This window comes from Vreelandella boliviensis LC1, from assembly GCF_000236035.1.
Lineage (GTDB): Bacteria > Pseudomonadota > Gammaproteobacteria > Pseudomonadales > Halomonadaceae > Vreelandella > Vreelandella boliviensis.
Genome location: NZ_JH393257.1, coordinates 122,075 through 137,632, shown reverse-complemented (window position 1 = coordinate 137,632; position 15,558 = coordinate 122,075). Strand labels below are relative to the sequence as shown.

The 15,558-nt window shown below is 56.9% G+C and carries 14 protein-coding genes; 9 read left to right on the top strand and 5 right to left on the bottom strand.

Translation table 11 applies throughout. The annotated features are described in order from the left end of the window. Nucleotides 1-53: 53 nt before the first annotated feature. From KUC_RS00600 to gpgS, 4 genes are all read right to left on the bottom strand, one after another. Entirely contained in the window at nt 54-353 is a 300-nt protein-coding gene (locus KUC_RS00600; RefSeq protein ID WP_208854479.1) for an ArsR/SmtB family transcription factor, read from the bottom strand. 78 nt (nt 354-431) lie between these two features. Then, nucleotides 432-1,565, bottom strand: a complete 1,134-nt coding sequence (locus KUC_RS00595; protein WP_007111113.1) for an NADH:flavin oxidoreductase — start codon at nt 1,563-1,565, stop codon at nt 432-434. A 128-nt stretch (nt 1,566-1,693) separates the two neighbouring features. After that, nucleotides 1,694-2,716, bottom strand: coding sequence for a glucosaminyl phosphatidylglycerol flippase (gene gpgF / locus KUC_RS00590; protein WP_007111112.1), 1,023 nt, complete (start codon nt 2,714-2,716; stop codon nt 1,694-1,696). Then, a complete protein-coding gene (gene gpgS, locus KUC_RS00585) occupies nt 2,694-3,812 on the bottom strand; it encodes an N-acetylglucosaminyl phosphatidylglycerol synthase (RefSeq protein ID WP_007111111.1) in 1,119 nt (372 codons plus the stop codon). Before gpgS ends, gpgF begins: the two co-directional genes overlap by 23 nt. A 201-nt stretch (nt 3,813-4,013) precedes the next feature. Here gpgS and KUC_RS00580 point away from each other — a divergent pair, with 201 nt between their 5' ends. Next, nucleotides 4,014-4,430, top strand: coding sequence for a ribbon-helix-helix domain-containing protein (locus KUC_RS00580; protein WP_040480059.1), 417 nt, complete (start codon nt 4,014-4,016; stop codon nt 4,428-4,430). A gap of 38 nt (nt 4,431-4,468) precedes the next feature. After that, on the top strand, nt 4,469-5,683 hold the full coding sequence (locus KUC_RS00575) for an extracellular catalytic domain type 1 short-chain-length polyhydroxyalkanoate depolymerase (RefSeq protein ID WP_083825729.1): 1,215 nt from the start codon (nt 4,469-4,471) through the stop codon (nt 5,681-5,683). 89 nt (nt 5,684-5,772) lie between these two features. Here KUC_RS00575 and KUC_RS00570 read toward each other — a convergent pair whose 3' ends face one another. After that, nucleotides 5,773-7,713 (bottom strand): exoribonuclease II, encoded by a 1,941-nt coding sequence (locus KUC_RS00570; RefSeq protein WP_007111108.1) that lies wholly within the window; start codon nt 7,711-7,713, stop codon nt 5,773-5,775. Nucleotides 7,714-7,874: 161 nt separating this feature from the next. Between KUC_RS00570 and KUC_RS00565 the strand changes: the two genes are divergently transcribed. From KUC_RS00565 to KUC_RS00535, 7 genes are all read left to right on the top strand, one after another. Further along, on the top strand, nt 7,875-8,672 hold the full coding sequence (locus KUC_RS00565) for a Cof-type HAD-IIB family hydrolase (RefSeq protein ID WP_040479075.1): 798 nt from the start codon (nt 7,875-7,877) through the stop codon (nt 8,670-8,672). Nucleotides 8,673-8,788: 116 nt separating this feature from the next. Continuing rightward, nucleotides 8,789-9,514, top strand: coding sequence for a response regulator (locus KUC_RS00560; protein WP_040479073.1), 726 nt, complete (start codon nt 8,789-8,791; stop codon nt 9,512-9,514). A 95-nt stretch (nt 9,515-9,609) separates the two neighbouring features. Beyond that, entirely contained in the window at nt 9,610-11,022 is a 1,413-nt protein-coding gene (locus KUC_RS00555; RefSeq protein ID WP_244264770.1) for an ATP-binding protein, read from the top strand. Nucleotides 11,023-11,133: 111 nt separating this feature from the next. Continuing rightward, nucleotides 11,134-12,393, top strand: coding sequence for an ABC transporter substrate-binding protein (locus KUC_RS00550; protein WP_007111103.1), 1,260 nt, complete (start codon nt 11,134-11,136; stop codon nt 12,391-12,393). A gap of 193 nt (nt 12,394-12,586) precedes the next feature. Further along, the gene (locus KUC_RS00545; RefSeq protein WP_007111102.1) at nt 12,587-13,513 is read left to right on the top strand and encodes a carbohydrate ABC transporter permease; all 927 of its coding nucleotides are present in this window, start codon (nt 12,587-12,589) and stop codon (nt 13,511-13,513) included. Then, nucleotides 13,506-14,384, top strand: a complete 879-nt coding sequence (locus tag KUC_RS00540) for a carbohydrate ABC transporter permease (protein WP_007111101.1) — start codon at nt 13,506-13,508, stop codon at nt 14,382-14,384. Before KUC_RS00545 ends, KUC_RS00540 begins: the two co-directional genes overlap by 8 nt. 36 nt (nt 14,385-14,420) lie before the next feature. Next, nucleotides 14,421-15,545 (top strand): ABC transporter ATP-binding protein, encoded by a 1,125-nt coding sequence (locus KUC_RS00535; protein WP_007111100.1) that lies wholly within the window; start codon nt 14,421-14,423, stop codon nt 15,543-15,545. Nucleotides 15,546-15,558 lie beyond the last annotated feature (13 nt).

Sequence of the window (15,558 nt, the reverse complement as noted above, 5' to 3'; positions counted from 1 at the left end):
TTATCTTGAACCTGTCTAGTCGGTGCTGGCGAAGCAACGCCAACGGCGGGGTTCTATAGCCGTTGGCTGAGTTCATTTAAAAAGGCTTCGGCAACGTCATGCTCATAACGGTAGTAGGTCCACTGTCCAACGCGTTCGGATGAGACGAGGCCGGCACGGGATAGCGTGGAGAGATACAGCGAAATGGTCGGTTGGGAAAGGTCCGTCTTTTCACAAATGTGGCTGACACAGATTCCGCCTTCCGGCGCGGTATCCTTCTGCTGTGGAAAGTAGCGCTCTGGCTCCTTGAGCCAGGATAGAATGTCGAGGCGCACCGGGTTAGCAAGCGCACTTAAAACGGTATTGATATCCATAAACACGTCCAGGCGTTGAGAGCCTGACCAGTATACGCTGTAACGGGCAGGCTGCCGAGGCAGCCTGCCTAGTGTGTATCAACTCACCAGTGCTTCGAGGGCGCTGCTGTCAAAATCTGAGAGTTCTTGAAGGCGCCCATCACGCACTTTGTTGGCCCACTGAGGGTCAGAGAGGAGGGCGCGACCAATCGCAATCAGATCAAAATCATTGCGTGAGCGCCACATCGCTAGTTCTTCCACATTGACACGGCTTTTCGAGGTTGGGTCTTCCGTGCGCGTAAAGTGGCCAGTGCGGAAAGTCTTATCCAGCCCCACGCTGCCAACGGCGATTACCGGCTTACCGGTCAGTTCCCGGGTCAAGGTTGCCAGCGTTTTTTCACTGCCTGCAAAACCAGGCTCCCAGACACGGCGGGTGCTGGCATGAAAGATGTCGACACCGTCATCGGCTAACGGCTTGAGGAGCTCGCCCAGCGCCTCGGGCGTTTCAGCAATAATGGCCGTATAATCAGATAACTTCCACTGAGAGAAGCGGAAGATGATCGGGAATTCCGGGCCCACCGCCTCACGCACGGCGCGTACGATCATGCGAGGAAAGCGCAGTCGATTTTCCGGGCTACCGCCATAGGCATCCGTGCGCTGGTTGCTCTCAGACCATAGGAATTGGTCGATCAAATAGCCGTGGGCGCCGTGTAGCTCGATACCGTCAAAGCCAAGGCGTTGAGCATCGCTTGCGGCACGAGCAAAGGAAGCAGCTACGTCAAGCATGTCCTGTTCGTTCATGGCGCGGACAATTTCAACGCCGTCTTCACTGATAGCCATCGGACCAAAGCCGGGTACGCGAGTATCCGGCTCGACGCCTGGGCGGCGTTCACGGCCTACGTGCCACAACTGCGGGACAATCTTCCCACCGGCGGCGTGAACGCCCTCTACAACGCGCTGCCAGCCGGCCAGTGCCTGCTCGCCATGAAAGGCCGGTACGTCGGGGTAGCCGTTGGCACCGGGATGATCAATGTAGGTGCCCTCAGTAATGATCAGCCCAACACCCCCTTCGGCACGACTGCGATAGTAGGCCGCTACATTGTCACCCGGCACGCCATTGGGTGACTGGTTGCGCGTCATGGGGGCCATGACGATGCGGTTAGGCAGGGTGACAGGGCCCATGGCAAAGGACTCAAAAAGGGGTGCGGCTAATGTTTGCTCAGGTGTAGACATGCTGTTTATCCTCTATACATATATAAATATATAAATATGTTTATCAATGTATTTACACATATTTGAGCACTATTGGCAACCCTGCGCCCTTAGAAGCCCTACGCCTTGCTGGCCCTGGTGGTCCACCGTTATGCCGTTGGTGAGCGGCGCAGCATTCGGTAGCTATACAGAATAAACAGCGGTGCGCCCGCTGCTAGGTAGAGGTGGTAACTCACTAGCCGCCACACTAATACTGCCGCTGCGGCTTGGTCACGCTCCATCAAAGGTAATAATAGGCTGCCCACGCCGACTTCAGCAGCCCCTGCGCCGCCGGGCAGAAAGCTGAACTGGCTGGCGGCCATGGCCAGCATTTGAGTTAGAAATGTCCACATCCAATCCGCATGCCCACCTACCCCCAGCACTGCCAAATAGAGCAAGCTATAGCGCATCAGCCAGTGGGCGGTGGTCAGCAGCATCATCGCGAGTAGCGTAGCGCGCGGCAGCTCAAGCGTCATCTTGAGCGCATGACGGCAGCGTAATAGGCGCCGTGCAAGCCAGCGCCGCCGATACTGGCTTGGCCATGGCGTGTTGACACTGGTTGAGCGCAATAGGCTGGGTAAATAGCGCATTACCACAATCACCACTGTTGCCATTAAGGCTAAACCGACCAGCGCCCATTGCACCAATGATTGATGTGGCCACTGGGTGTCGCTGAGCAGCGAAAAAAGTACCAGGCCGCTCAGCATGGCCATAAAGAACAGTAGGTCACAGCCTTGATCAATCAGAAACATTGCCGCGCCTTTGGCAGGCGGAAAGCCGCGCTGGGCAAGCAGCATCAGTAGGGTGACAGGGCCTCCGCTGCCACCTGGGGTGGCGCATAGGGCAAACTTGGACGCCAGCTCGATGCCCAGTGCGCCGCGCTGACCGAGCCTGCCTGCCCGGCCACCCAGCATCAAACGCATTCTCATCGCATTAAGATTCCAGCATAGAAACGCTAGCAAAAGCATCAATAGCAACAATTCGAGTGGAAAGTGCCTTACGTGCTGTAATGCTTCTGCGCCGCCCACCCAGGCGGTGAGTACCAGCGGCGCAATGAGCGCCAAGGCAATCATCACGCCGTGGATGGGGCGCCACTTGAGTAGTTGACGACTAGTGCTGTTGGTGGAGTGCATAGGGTTGGCTGCCGTGACAAAGCTGCTGATAGTGCTCAAGCAGTGAATGCATAACGCCATCCCAGTTGAAATACCGCTCCACATGGCGGCGCGCATAGTGCCCGCTGGCGGCGACGTCGTTGCTGAACAGCGCCACACACGCCTCTGCCATGGCAAAGGGGTCAAGTGGCTTGCATAAAATACCCGCCCCCAACGGTACGTTTTCGGCCAGCGCCCCAGCGCGGGCGGCTATCACCGGGATACCGCTGGCCATGGCTTCCTGGGCAATTAAGCCGAAGGTCTCACGGGTGCCTGCGTGCAGCAGGGCATCGCTACTGGCCAGTGCTTTGGCTACCTCATGGACGCCGCAACAGCGGTCCACAATGGTGACATTGCTGGGTACGTGATGCGGCATGCCCGGGCCCATCAGCAGCAAATGGTAATCGCTGCTTAGCTGACGCATCGTTGAAAGCAGCACATCAATATTTTTCTCGCGGGAGTTGCGCCCCACAAAGATCAGCAGCTTTTTATCGCTGGGTATGCCCATGGTCTGTCGGAAAGTCGGATCACGCTGCTGGGGGTTAAATTGCGCTAAATCGACACCCAGTGGCTGAACGCGAACGTTATCGACGCCCCAATCCCGAAGCCGGTTAGCCATGGCGTTGCAGGGTGCCAGTACGCTATCAAACTGGCTATAAAGCTCTGTGACATAGCGGGTTAAGCGCTTCTCAACGTAGCGCCCAAAACGATCGCCCATCAAACGTGGGAGGTCGGAATGATAGAAACCCACCACCGGCACTCCGAGGCGCTGACCCGCAGCCAGCGCTGCCCATGCCGTTACGTACGGGTCGCCAGCCTCAATAAGGTCAGGCTTTAAATCAATCAAGGTATCGCGCCAGGGTGATCCTCGTAGTGGAAAACGATAGCCCTGACCCAAGGGCAGATGTAACGCCGGTAAGGTGTGGTGATCACCGAGGCTATCGCGCTCCGCTCCCGGCACCAGCAGACTGGTACGCAGCTGTGGAATGCGCGAAAAAACGCGATGCTTGGCCTGTAAATAGGTGCGCACACCGCCGCTGGCGGGGGCATGAAACATCGTCACATCGGCAATGTGCAAGCTAACCTCCAACCCTAAAGATTGTCATCGTTTCACCATAAAGGAGAAATAAGTCAGTTCGACGACACTTGAACCGGTGTGCAGGGCTAGTTCTGAAGTTCAACCAGCATAAATAACATCCATATGGATGGTGTGTGGAGTTTATTTAAGTGTTATAGTGCCAATAAGATGTTCAATGACGAGCACAACGAGGCTTCACACATGAGCGTTCACGAACTGCGCCGCAAGAGCGGCGACTCTAGTGAGAAAATTACTATCAATCTGGGGGTGGTTGATCTGGGGCAGATCGATCTGCTGGTACAGGAAGGGTTCTACTCCAACCGTACCGATCTGATCCGAACAGCCATTCGCAATCAATTAGCGAAACATGCTGATGTCGTCAGAGAAACTGTCACTCGCAAGTCGTTTGTACTCGGGCTTGAGCACTACAGTCGCACGGATCTGGAGGCTTTACAGTCGGCAGGGGAGATGTTGCAGATTCAGGTGCTGGGCATGGCCAGTATTGCCGACGACGTCACACCAGAGCTTGCTCTTGCCACCATCGAGTCGGTGGTGGTGCTGGGCGCACTTAATGCCAGCAAAGCGGTTAAGGCCGCTCTGGCGGATCGAATCCACTGAAGCACTCACCACTGAATTACTAAATAGGGACATTGATCATGATTGACGCCACTATGTCGAAACGAATGGAAGAAGCAACGCGACTCACCCGTGCTGGGAAACTCCACGAGGCCATGGCCCTCCTCCAGAGCGGCGTGTCCGAAGCTGGGCGTGAGGAAACACCGAAAAACGCTTACCAAGGTGGCAATACCTTCGACGGAACCTGGCAGGTTCTCGATAAAGAAGACACGGTAACGGAGCCAGAGCCTGCTGACTCGCCAACGGGAGCATTCACGCCCGGCGATATTAAGGTACCTGCTGCATGGCGCGATAAGTGGATGAAGTTTCGCGGTGGAATGGCGCAAACCGAGCAAGCGCCGCCAGAGTATGCACGGAGCGAGGAACCACAGCCCGGTGCGTTCACTGCCGGTCGGTTTACCAACCAAGTGGGCACGCGTGATTACAAGCTGTATATCCCTAGCGGCTATACCGGTCAGTCGCTGCCGCTGGTGGTTATGCTGCATGGCTGCACGCAGAACCCTGATGACTTTGCTGCCGGAACCGAGATGAACCGACTGGCCGAAGAGCAGCAATGTTGCGTGCTCTATCCTGCCCAGCCGATGACCGCCAACCACTCTAAGTGCTGGAACTGGTTCAAAGCCGAAGACCAGCAGCGCGAGGGCGGTGAGCCGGAGATTATTGCGGGCATGACCCGCCAGATCATTGATACCCATGGCCTTGATGGGTCTCGGGTCTATGTGGCAGGCCTTTCGGCAGGCGCCGCCATGGCAACCACCCTGGCGATGACCTACCCGGATCTCTTTGCCGCGGTGGGCGTGCACTCCGGACTACCCCATGGCGTGGCCAAGAGTCTTCCCGATGCCTTGGGCGCAATGCAGGGGGGGACAGGGCCCCTCGGTGGCGGTAACCAAGCAAAAGGAATCGGATGGGCCTCGGATGTGCCAGCGATTATCTTTCATGGTGATCGTGACACCACCGTGCACCCCAGCAATGCGGATCGCGTAGCCGCCCAGTACAGCACATCTTGTCAAGCTGGGGCGTCGGTAGAGAAGGGGAAAGTAGCCAATGGCCACGGTTATACCTGTACCACGCACCATAATGCGAAAGGCGAAACCCATCTGGAGCAGTGGCAGGTACACGGGGCGGGCCACGCCTGGTCGGGCGGCAGCACCAAAGGAAGCTATACCGATCCGAAGGGCCCCGATGCCACCAAGGAAATGCTGCGTTTCTTCATGCAACATCGGCAGGCTTGATGAAGACTAGCCAAATGTCTACACGACAGACACAACAACGGCGCCCTAAGGCGCCGTTGTTTTTTACTGCTATGGTGTAACCAACTGATTTACTCAGCGGGCTTTGCCACCAGCGAGCGAGTCTCTTCGCGAGCTTCGGTGAGCACTACGCGTAGCGGATCGCCAAGCTTAAAACGCTCTTCGCCTTCGATCTGGATACGCCCCTCTTTATCGTCAATGACCACTTTACTGCGGTCACTGTGCATCAAGGGCGCAGGCACAAACGCCGTGGCGCCATTTTCCAGCAGACGAACGCGCATACCGCCACGGTTGATAGCCATAATTTCGGCCTCAAAGGTGTCCTGGTTCTGCGCGGAGGGCGTTAGGTAACGCACGTAGAGCCAATCTTTCACATCGCGCTCGGCCATACGATTCAGGCGGCGACGCTCCGTTAGCTGCTCGGTGAGCTGCTGGGTAGCTTCGGCAGGTGCCTGCTCGCCCTTCAACACGCGCTTGATCAAGCGGTGGTTGACCATATCGCCATACTTACGAATCGGCGAGGTCCAGGTGGCGTAGGCAGCTAAGCCCAGGCCAAAGTGCGGGCCGGGCTGGGCAGACATCATGGTGAAACCCTGGAAGCGGCGCAGGCGCGCATCCAGCCAGGCGTCATCGCGGCTTTCCAGCGCACGCTTGAGCTCGGTGTAGCGGGCAAGCTCGGTCAATGCTTCGCGCTCGACCACAATCTCCTGGCCTGCCAGAAACTCTTGCGCAGCTTCGGCTTTTTCCGGCTCAAAGGCGCGGTGCACATTAAAGATACCGTGGCCGATATGCTGGGCAAGGAAGTCCGCGCAGCAGGCGTTGGCCACAATCATCGACTCTTCGATCATGCGGTTGGCAATCCGGCGCTCTTCGGTGCGCACCGCCAATACGTTGCCAGCGGGATCGAGATCAAACACGTAGTCGGGGCGGTCTTTAAACACCAGCGCGTGCTCGTTACGCCAGGCGGTACGTGCCTCGGTCAAATCGCGCAGTGCGGTGAGCTGCTCGGCAATATCATCGGCGGGCGCCCAATCACCTTGACCTTCGATCCAGTCGGAGACGTTGTCATAGGCAAGCTTGGCATGGGATTTGACGTTGGCGGCAAAAAAGCGGTAATCGCCCATGCTGCCGTCGGCATTGATATCCAACGTACAGGCCAGCGCGGGGCGATCCTTGCCTTCCCACAACGAGCAGAGATCATCCGCTAACTGCTCTGGCAGCATGGTGACGTTCTGGCCGGGCAGGTAAACGGTAAAGGCGCGGGTGCGAGCTTCTAAATCCGCCGCATGGCCCTCTGCCACGTAAGCCGTGGGGTCGGCAATTGCTACGCTCAACCGCCAGCCGCCTTCAGCGCGAGTAGCGACGTGCAGGGCGTCATCCATATCACGGGTCTTCTCACCATCGATGGTGAAGAAGGGCGTTGCGGATAAATCTTCGCGCGTCAGGCCTTCATCCATCAGCGGCCAGTCGGTGCCTGCATCGGGGCACTCTTGTTCCAGCGCATGGCGAGCAAGCGTGACGCGCCACGGCACCGCCGGATCGTCGCTCTTGGCGACCAGCTCATCAATCTGGGCAAAGAAAGCGCGGTCGTCGGCTTTTAAAGGATGGCGTACCAAGCGGGCAACGACCCAGTCTCCGTCAGCAATGCTGTCTTCATCAAGGCTGTTCTTAATCCGCGCCTTGATCACATTTTTAATCGACGGATGATCAGGCACCACGGCCAGTCGGCCTTCGCGCTTCTGCACGCGGGAAACAAACCGATCCAGCCCAGCTTCGATCAGCTTTTCAGGCTCAACGGATTTTTTGTCGCCATTCTCGTGGATAACGGCCTCCACGCGATCACCGTGAATCACTTGCTTCATGGCGGGCGGTGGCACGAAATAGGATTCACCGTCGTCGGTTTCGAGAAAACCGAAACCTTTGTCGGTGGCTTTGATCACCCCTTCAGCACGGGGGGTGGTTTGACGAATCTGTTGCTTGAGCTGGGCAAGCATGGAGTTATTCTGAAGCATGAGCTCAATCAGTTGGCGAGAGTTAGGGTGCTACTATACGGATTCACAAGGGCTGCGCCAATTGTCGCTATGGGAAGTTGGCGCTTAGGACGACGAGTCAAAGGATTACATGCGCTCAAAGTAATCGGTTAAGCTAAACTTTCATATTCATGGAGCGCGTTATGACACCTCGCCTGATTGTTTCTGACCTGGATGGCACCTTATTAGGAAGCGACCATTCCCTACACGAAAGTACCGTAGAGGTGCTGAGAGCATTGGTGAAGCAAGGCCATCATGTAGCGCTCGCCTCTGGTCGCCACTACCACGATATGAAGGTGTTTCGTGATCAGTTGGATGTCCCCGCACACCTGATCAGCACTAATGGCGCCTATGTTCACGATCCAGAAGATGCCTTGCTGGCGGCTATCCACGTTGATCCTGAACATGCAAAGACGCTGATCGATCTTCCGCGCCCGCCCCAGGTGCGGCTTAATATCTACCGCGAAAGCGGCTGGCATATTGATGCTGAGGCCCCGCATTTATTATCACTTCACGCTTCTACAGGGTTTAGCTATAAAGTTGTGTCGCCCGCGGAAATGGATACTAACGGCGTAGGCAAAGTACTCTATCTAGGCGACCCAAAGGCGCTAAAACAACTAGAAGCACAGGCTCAAGAGGCCCACGGCGACAACCTGCATATTACTTACTCTACGATCGATTCTTTGGAAATCATGGCCGGTGGGGTCAACAAGGGTGTGGCGCTATCCTCACTGCTGGAACGGCTGGGCTTAACGCCCGCAGAGTGTTTAGCCTTTGGTGACAATCTTAATGATACCGAAATGCTCAATTTAGCAGGGGAGGCCCAGGTAATGGCCAACGCCCACCCGGCGCTGTTTGATCGTGTAAAGGGCGCTGAGCGTATCGGCCACCATGGTGAAGCCGCCGTTGCCGAGTGGTTGAAAAAGCGATTTGGGCTTTAAGCGCTATAGGCCGCGATGCTGATGCAACCTTGGTCGTAGCGCTATTGCTACTGCTTAGCCCCTCGACCATCATCAAGGCCCGATGATGACAATAGTGTAGGGCTGAACCCGCTGCGATGACGATACCCCCTGCTACTTTGATTGTGGTCGACGATGACCCGGAAATTTGTGAACTACTCGCTGACTACCTGGGGCGCCACGGCTACCGCGTATTCACGGCGGACGGTGCCCAAGCGCTGCATTCACTGCGCTCAGAACACGCCCCCGACTTGCTGATTGTCGATTTAATGCTCCCTGGTGATGACGGCTTTACTATTTGCCGCGACGTCCGAAAGCACAGCGATGTTCCGATAATAATGCTTACCGCCAGTGCCGATGAGACAGACCGTATCCTTGGCCTTGAGCTGGGTGCTGATGACTATTTGGGCAAGCCATTTAATCCTCGTGAATTGCTGGCGCGCATAAAGGCGGTACTCCGCCGCACCCGAAGCGTGCCGCCTACGCTGCCCGCCGGGCAGGCACGTTGGGTCAGTTTTGGTAATTGGCAGCTCGACCGCATGACCCGCGAGCTGATAGACCTGCAAGGCGAACGCGCCGCACTTTCGGGAGCTGACTTTCAGTTACTGCAGGTGTTTTTAGCGCACCCCGCCAAGGTGCTCACCCGGGACGATCTCTATGCGCTTACCCGCGGGCGTGATGCGCCGCCGCTTGATCGCTCCATTGATGTCCACGTTTGCCGCCTGCGCCAACGGTTGGGTGAAGACGCCCAGCACTCGCAGCTGATTCGCACGGTGCGCGGGGCAGGCTACGTATTAACCGCCCAGGTAGACGCATTAACGTGAGTCAGGAGTGGTGGGCAAATAAGTGGTGGGCAAATACTAGGCGCCGCTTATCTCGCTGGCTACCCGCTTCGCTGCGTGGGCGCTTTGTGATCATCATGATCGCCGGTGTATTGGTCGCCCAAGGGGCCAGCTATGCGATCTGGACATCCCAGGTGCGCTCTAGCCATTTGGCCCAGTTGGATGAGCTGTCCACTAATATGGCGTTTAGCATCGCCTCCACTATGAAGTTTTTCCGCTCTCTGCCCGTGGATTACCGTCATATCGTGTTGGATCAACTGCGTAATATGGGCGGCACGCGGTTTTTTGTTAGCGTCAACGAACGCAGACTCGCAATCGACGATATCGGTTCAGGGCCGGAAAAACAGGTAGTGGTCAATAATGTGCGCTCGGTGCTCACCCAGCAGCTTAATATCGATGATGTGATTGTCGAGTTCTCCCGCCCGGAAAACCTGCGGGTGCTCAATAACGAAGTGCTGCTTTACGATTTGCCGCCCCGTTGGGGGCAGCACAGCCTGCTAATGGAGCCGCTCTCACCGCCGATTTTAGTCGTTCAGTTGGAGCTTGCCCCAGACACTTGGCTGTATGTGGCCACGCTGCTGGGCGTGCCGGATATCTTTAGCGGTTATCGCTGGCTCTCTGAAGAGCGCTTGCTGGTCGGGCTGCTGGTGCTGCTAAGCGTGCTAGCGCTCTCGTTTTTGGGCATCACCAGCGTGACTCGACCGCTGGCACGGCTCTCTCGGGCGGCGAATCAGTTGGGTGATGATCTGGATATGCCGCCGCTAAAAGAGAGCGGCCCAAAAGAGGTCGCTGCCACTGCAGCGGCGTTTAATCGAATGCAGCGGCGCATTCGCGAGCAGATAGAGGAGCGTGAGCGGCTGTTTTCGGCGATTTCCCATGACTTGAAAACGCCGTTAACCCGTATGCGCCTGCGCGCCGAGATGCTCGATGATGACTACCAGCGGGAGCGCTTTTGCGCCTCGCTGGATGAGTTGGATAGCCTGGTAAAGGGCGCCTTGGCTTCAGTAAAAGGCTTGGATCTGCACGAAGAGCCAGCTCCCGTCTCGCTGGCGTCACTGCTTGAAGAACTGGGGGAAGAACTAAGCCTGCAGGGCGGGCAAGTGACTATTGAGAAAAACAGCCCTCCATTAGCACCACTGATCGCCAAGCCGATGGCACTCAAGCGCTGTCTGGCCAATTTGCTAGAAAACGCGGTGTTCTATGGCAAGCAGGCCGATGTAGCGCTAATTGACCGGGGGGGAGCGGTCACACTGCATATTCGTGATCATGGCCCCGGCATTCCAGAAGAGCAGCTAGGGCGGGTGTTTTCGCCCTTTGTCCGTCTAGAGCCCTCACGCAGCCGGCACACCGGCGGTAGCGGCCTGGGGCTAGGTATCGCTCGGCATATTGCGCGTGCCCACGGCGGTGATATTACGCTCGCCAACCATGCCGATGGTGGGCTAGTGGTAACGCTCACGCTTCCCCGTCAGGAAACTATTACAGGCTTGTAATAAAACCCCAACACTATGCATTACTCGGTAACTCACGTTGACGCTCGCCTTGGCGTAACCTCTTAGATGTCGCACGTCCGAGAGGACAATAACAATATAAGGAGTGACTCCATGTCGACGCTAAAGAAGACTACCCTCGCGCTTGCTCTGGCAGGCGCCACGCTAGCCACTACCGCTCAAGCTAATGAAGTCGAAGTGCTGCACTGGTGGACGTCCGGCGGCGAAGCTCGCGCTGCCAATGTGCTCAAAGAGTTAATGGAAGCCGAAGGCTACGGCTGGCAGGACTTCGCCGTGGCCGGTGGCGGTGGTGAAACCGCCATGACGGTACTGAAATCTCGCGCCATGTCGGGCAATCCTCCCTCTGCAGCGCAAATCAAAGGCCCCGAAATTCAAGAGTGGGGTGAGCTTGGCTTGCTCGGTGACTTGAATAGCGTTGCCGATGCCGAAGGTTGGGATGAACTACTCCCTGAAGTCGTCGCCGACATTATGCGCCACGATGGTCAATACGTGGCGGTGCCTGTCAACGTGCACCGGGTAAACTGGCTGTGGGCCAACCCGCAAGTGCTGGAAGCGGCAGGTGTTGAGATGCCCACCACGCTGGACGAGCTTTTCGAAGCAGGTGAAGCCATTCGCGAAGCGGGTTTCGTGCCGCTGGCGCACGGTGGCCAGGCATGGCAGGACGCGACGGTATTTGAAAGCGTGCTGTTAGGTGGTCAGGGTAGCGAGTTTTATCAGCAGGCGCTGGTAGAGCTAGACCCTGAAGCGCTGGGCGGTGAACAAATGATCGATGCGCTTGAGGACTTCAAGCGTACCCGCGAGCTGATGGATGAAGGCATGCCCGGGCGCGACTGGAATGTCGCTACGGCGATGGTGATTCAAGGCGTTGCCGGGTTCCAGCTCATGGGCGACTGGGCCAAAGGGGAATTCACTGCGGCTGGACTAACCGCCGGGGAAGATTACCTGTGTGCGGCAGCGCCGGGCACTGAAGATGCGTTCACCTTCAATATCGATAGCCTGGCCATGTTCCGGGTTAGCGACGACGAAGAGCGCGAAGCCCAGCAGGCTTTAGCCCGCCTGGTGCTTGAGCCTACTTTCCAAGAAGCGTTTAACCTTGCCAAAGGCTCGATTCCGGCGCGGCCTGATCTGGATATGAGCGAATTCGATAGCTGTGCCCAGCAGTCCCTGGCCGATTTCCAGCGCACCGCCGAAGAGGGCGGCTTGGTTCCCAGTATGGCCCACGGCATGGCCGTTCGTGCGGATATCCAGGGCGCCATTTTTGATGTAGTGACTAACTACTTCAACGATGCCGATATGGCTGCCGAGGAAGCAGCAGAACGGATGGTGAGCGCTGCCCAAGCGGCCTCTTTCTAAGGTTTTCTAGACCTTACGTTCTCTAGGAGCCTGTCCGACTTAACACTGATCTACTGCGAATCCGTGCTTCTCGCGACGATCGGCCAAGCCGGACAGCCTCCTAGGCGCCGTCGCAACGGCGGCGTCTACTCTGTTTAGCAAGAGCACTGTGCTGCTTGGCAAGGACACTTCTCCAATGAGAGATTCCCTCCCCATGAAAAATACCTCTGCGTCACGCTTAGGGCCTGGCGCTAAGCGGTCGACGCCATCTGGCGGTTTGCAGGCGTGGTTGCCGCGTTTGGTGCTGGCACCGTCGGTGGCGATATCGCTGTTCTTTGTTTACGGCTTTATGCTTTGGACATTCGTGCTGTCGCTCACCAGCTCACGCATGCTGCCAAGCTATGACTTTGTCGGCTTCGGTCAATATGCACGCCTGATGGCCAATGAGCGCTGGTGGGTCGCCTCCACCAACCTGATGATTTTTGGCGTTTTGTTTGTCGCGGTCTGCCTGGTGATTGGCGCGTTGCTGGCCATATTGCTTGATCAGAAAATTCGCCAAGAGGGCGCGCTGCGCACGATTTACCTCTACCCCATGGCGCTGTCGTTTATCGTTACCGGGGTGGTGTGGAAGTGGCTGCTTAACCCACAGCTGGGTATTCAGGCGATGGTGCAAGGCTGGGGCTTTGAGTCGTTTCGTTTTGACTGGATCGTTGACCCGGATATGGCCATTTACACCCTGGTGATTGCCGCCGTTTGGCAAGCATCCGGCTTTGTGATGGCGCTGTTTTTAGCCGGGCTGCGGGGTATCGACGACAGTATTATTAAAGCAGCGCAGCTGGATGGAGCAAGCTTGCCACGGATTTATCTGCGCGTGGTGATGCCGTGCCTACGCCCGGTAGTGTTCAGCGCGGTGATGATATTGGCCCATATCGCCATTAAGAGCTTTGACCTGGTCGTGGCGCTCACCGGCGGCGGGCCAGGCTACGCCACCGATTTACCTGCCACCTTTATGTACGCCCACGCCTTTACCCGGGCGCAAATCGGCTTGGGCTCGGCCAGCGCCATGCTGATGTTGGGCGGTGTGCTGGCGATTTTGATTCCGTACCTCTACTCCGAATTAAGGAGCCGCAAGCATGGCTAATGTGATTCGTCGTCAGACGCCCACTGCGCGGCTGGGCCGTGGTCTGCTATATAGCGTGCTGATACTCGCCGCGCTGTTCTATATTCTGCCGCTGGTAGTCATGCTGATGACCTCGGTTAAGCCGTTGAGCGAAATCAGCGCCGGGTCGCTGCTGTCACTGCCGCAAAACCCCACCCTGGCACCGTGGACAAAAGCCTGGGGAGAAGCCTGCACGGGGATGCGTTGCGAGGGCGTCGGTGGCTACTTCTGGAACTCCTTTGCCATTGTGATTCCCGCGGTGCTGATCTCAACCACCATCGGCGCCCTTAACGGCTACGCGCTGACCAAATGGCGCTTTAAAGGCTCGGAACTGGTTTTCGCGTTGATGCTGTTTGGCTGCTTTATTCCCTTTCAGGTGGTACTGCTGCCCATGGCGCAAACCCTCGGCTGGCTGGGTATCTCCAGCTCCCGCGCTGGGTTGATCCTGGTTCACGTGGTATTTGGCATTGCCTTCACCACGCTGTTTTTCCGCAACTTCTATGTGGGTATTCCCAACGAGCTGGTGTCGGCGGCGAAGTTGGATGGCGCGGGCTTTTTCCGCATTTTCTGGCGCATTCTACTGCCGGTTTCTGCACCGATCATCGTGGTCTCGGTGATCTGGCAGTTTACCCAAATATGGAACGACTTCCTGTTTGGCGTGGCGTTTTCGGCCCACAACACCCAGCCGGTGACCGTGGCGCTTAACAATCTGGTCAATACCTCCACCGGTGTGCGCGAGTACAACGTCGATATGGCGGCGGCGATGATTGCGGCGCTGCCCACCTTGGTGGTGTATGTGCTGGCGGGAAAATACTTCGTGCGCGGGCTGACAGCAGGCTCGGTTAAAGGTTAGTTATTTTAAAAGCCTAACAAAAATAGGGTTTTCAATATGTCAGCATTAGAAATACACAATGTGCGCAAAGAGTTCGGCAGCGAGCGGGTGCTTAAAGATGTCAGCATCTCGATCGACTCCGGCCAGTTTTTGATTCTTGTCGGCCCCTCAGGTTGTGGTAAATCCACGTTGATGAATGCCATTGCCGGGCTAGAGCCTGTGACCTCTGGCAATATCTATATCGATGGCGAAGACGTCACCTGGCGCACCCCGGCAGATCGCGATATCGCCATGGTGTTTCAGTCTTACGCGCTTTATCCCAGCATGACAGTACGCCAGAACATCAGCTTCGGGCTTGAAATGCGCAAGGTGCCCAAAGCCGAGCGTGAAGCCGCCGTCGAGCGCGTCGCGGACCTGCTGCAAATCACCCATCTTTTGGATCGCAAGCCCGCCCAGCTCTCAGGCGGGCAGCGCCAGCGGGTGGCCATGGGGAGGGCATTGGCCCGTGAGCCCAAGGTGTATCTGTTTGACGAGCCGCTCTCCAACCTGGATGCGAAACTGCGCGTGGATATGCGCACCGAGATCAAAAAGCTCCACCAGCGCCTGGGCACCACCATTGTTTACGTCACCCACGACCAGGTCGAAGCCATGACTCTGGCCGACTGCATAGCAGTAATGCGTGACGGCCATATTCTACAGTTGGGTTCGCCGGATGAGGTCTACAACAATCCCGTAGATATGTTTGTGGCTGGCTTTATGGGGTCGCCATCGATGAACTTTATTCGCGCTACTCTGGAAGATAATAATAGCGGCAGTTATCAACTTCGAATTGCCACACCAGGGGAGGCAGAGTTGGTTCTTCCTTGGCCAGAAGAGCGTAACGCAACGGATATGGCCGAGCGGCTTAACCAGCCGGTCATTCTTGGCCTACGACCAGAACACTTCAGCGAAGAAGATGAGCGGTTAACGTCCCAAGCCGAAGGAACGCTGCTCAGCGCCAGTGTGTCGGTGGTAGAGCCTACCGGGGCAGATATTTTGCTGCGCTTACCGCTGGGCGAACAGGAGGTGACCGCCCGTGTTGGGCCTAAGTGCACGGTGGTAGCCGGGGATCGCTTATCTTTGCGTGTAGATATGGGGCGGGCGATTCTATTTGATGCGGAGACCGAGCAGCGTATTGCGTAAGTGACTTGGTTCG